Consider the following 2,972-nt stretch of genomic DNA (forward strand, 5'->3'; position numbering starts at 1 on the left):
GGCGCCGACCGACGGCTCGTCGCCGACCGCGACCGGTGCGCCGCGGCCCGGCGCCAACGGTCAGGGCGAGAGCAACGGATCCCCGCCCACCACCCGAAGCAGGTAAGCGCGTCGTCCGAGTGGGGACGACGCGATCCGAACCCATAGTCGACTCGAGGTAGCGTCGGGGGCCGTGACCGAGCAGGAACTGGTGGACCAGCGAACGAACGGGAGTGCGCCGCAGGCGGGTGGGGCGCCCTCCGGTGCGGCGTACTACGTCTCGCCGGGTCCGCTCGCGCCGGATCTGCGCTCGGCCGACGCGCGAGATCAGCCGAGCCGCAACGACTCCCTGACCGCGCAGCTGTCGACGGTCATCGGCGGCCCGGTCGGCGAGCACGCGCTCATCGGGCGCGTGGGATTCTGGACGCCGATGCGGGTGCTGCTCGCGTTCACGGTGGTGTTCCTCGCGTTCGGCTGGTTCGGCAAGGCCGGCTGCATTCAGCAGACCAGCGCGGGCGACGGAACGGTCACCCTCGACTGGAACAACGGTCGCCAGTACGTGGCGATGTGCTACTCGGACACGGTGCCGCTGTACGGCGCGGAACGGTTGAACGAGGGCGCTTTTCCGTACAAGAAGGACTGGACGGAGCAGACCCCGGACGGCGGCCGGGAGACCAGGTACATGGAGTACCCGGTGTTATCCGGTCTGTACCAGTACCTTTCGATGCGCATCGCCAAGGCCTGGGACGCCGCGCCGCTGCCCGGCGCGCTGCAGGTGGTGATCTACTTCAACGTCGTCGCGTTCGGCCTCGCGCTGGCCTGGCTGGTCACCGTGTGGGCGAGCGCGCAGCTGGCGGGCCGCCGGGTGTGGGACGCCGCGCTGATCGCCTGTTCGCCGCTGGTGATCGTGCACATCTTCACCAATTTCGACGCCCTGGCAACGGCTTTCGCCGCGACCGGCCTGCTGGCCTGGGCGCGCCGCCGCCCCGCCCTCGCCGGGCTGCTGCTCGGCCTCGGCGGCGCGGCCAAGCTGTATCCGCTGCTGCTGCTCGGCCCGATCGTCGTGCTCTGCCTGCGCGCCGACCCGATGCAGCGGCTGCCCAGCACCCAGCTCGGGCTGCGTCTGCGCGATATCGACGGCTGGTCGACGGCGCGGGACTGGATCCGCGAGACGCCCTACCGCATCCACCTGCTCGGCACGCGGCCACTGGGCGCGGCGGCGGTCGCGGTCTCGGCCGCGCTCGGCACCTGGGTCGCGGTGAACCTGCCGATCGCCGCGCTGTACCCGAGCGGCTGGCGAGAGTTCTTCCGGCTCAACACCTCCCGGCACGCCGACCCGGACTCGCTCTACAACGTGGTCACCTCGTTCACCGGCTGGCCCGGCTTCGACGGGGCGCTCAGCCACTCGCAGCAGCCGGTCATCCTGAACGCGGTGTCGCTGCTCGCGTTCGTCGCCGCGTGCGCGGTGATCGGCTACATCGCGCTCACCGCGCCGCAGCGCCCCCGGCTCGCGCAGCTGTGCTTCCTGGTGATCGCCGCGTTCCTGCTGACGAACAAGGTGTGGAGCCCGCAGTACTCGCTGTGGCTGGTGCCGATCGCCGTGCTCGCCCTGCCGCATCGGCGAATCCTGTTGGCGTGGATGACGATCGACGCGCTGGTGTGGGCGCCGCGCATGTTCTACTACCTCGGCCTGGACAAGAAGGGCCTGCCCGAGCAGTGGTTCACCGGCGCCGTCGTGCTGCGCGACCTCGCGGTGATCGCGTTGTGCGCCTTGATCGTCCGGCAGATCTACCGCCCCGGCGAGGACCTGGTGCGCCGCGACTATGTGGACGACCCGATCGGCGGCGTCGTCGACCGGGCGCCGGATCCGTTGCTGCCGTGGCTGCCCGAGTTGCTGCGCCCGCGGGTCGCGCCGACCCGGTGAGTGGCACTCACCGACCAGCGCCTCCGCTCGCGGCGTGAGCGTCACCCCCGGAGGGCGGTAGCGCGTGACCACGGAGGAATAGCGAACGCCGCGAACCGATTCAGTGGGTGCGCAGGTAACGCGCGAGCAGCCCGGCGTCCTGGGGAAGCTCGTCCAGGTCGAGCTGCCACGGGCTGCCGGTCCACGGATCGAACAGCGGCGTGCCGTCGACCGTCGGCAGGTGCCTGCACGACTGTGCCAGCATCGCCACGGTGGCGTCGCCGGAGTCGGTCTCGTCGCCGCCGATGATCACCGTCGACAGCCCGATCAGTTCACCGCGCACGATCAGCGACCCGATGCGCTGCGCGTCCGAACTCTGGTAACCGTGCGGGAAGTCGGCGGCGATCAGAATCCGGTGCTCCTTGGGCGGGCTGCCCATGCCGCTGGTGAACGCCAGCTCGGCCAGCTCGGCGGCCTGGACCAGGGCCTGCAGCCGCTCCGAGATGTCGGCGTGGTCGGTGACCGGCGGCCCGTTCAGGACGGGCGCGAGCAACCCGGTGAAGGCGCCGAACGCCCCGGTCAGGTCGATGACGTCGACCAGGGTGCGCCGGCCGGGCGCCGAGGTGAGCAGCCGGGACAGCAGCGCGGCGACCACCGGCGCGACCGCGCGGGTGGATTCGGTGTCGATCCACAGCGGCCGATTCAACGGCACCGGAACGCAATACGGCACGCGCAGGGTCCCGCGTTCGCGCGCGTACAGCTCGCCGAGCCGGATGCCGTCGCTCGGCGTGACCGGCTTGTCCCAGGCCGGCGAGTCCCACGACGCCAGCGCGGGCGGCAGCATCAGATCGGCGTCGGCGAGCTCGCGCACGAGCTGCGCGCTGTCGCGCTGATGATTGCTCTCGGCGGTGGCGATCAGCTCGTCGGCGCGCTGCTGCGCGGCCCGGCGCGCGGCGTCGGCGGCCGGGGTGTTCCTGGTCGCGGGATCCGCGACCGCGGCGGACAGTTCCTGGTCGAGCCGCTTGGCCGCGTAGTCGCGGGCCGAGACCAGCGCGGCGGCCGAGCGGGCGGCGTCCTCGAAGATCATCCA

General features: G+C 71.7%; 1 protein-coding gene and 1 pseudogene. One reads left to right on the forward strand and one right to left on the reverse strand.

Annotation, left to right across the window (positions count from 1 at the left end; genetic code table 11):
- The first annotated feature begins 172 nt into the window (after positions 1-172).
- Positions 173-1,903, forward strand: coding sequence for a glycosyltransferase family 87 protein (locus ON39_RS32855; RefSeq protein WP_063713415.1), 1,731 nt, complete (start codon positions 173-175; stop codon positions 1,901-1,903).
- Positions 1,904-2,003: 100 nt separating this feature from the next.
- On the opposite strand, the pseudogene ON39_RS32860 reads toward ON39_RS32855, so the two are convergent.
- A pseudogene (locus ON39_RS32860) lies at positions 2,004-2,972 on the reverse strand (TerD family protein); the annotation flags it as partial.

Source organism: Nocardia tenerifensis NBRC 101015 (assembly GCF_000308715.1).
Lineage (GTDB): Bacteria > Actinomycetota > Actinomycetes > Mycobacteriales > Mycobacteriaceae > Nocardia > Nocardia tenerifensis.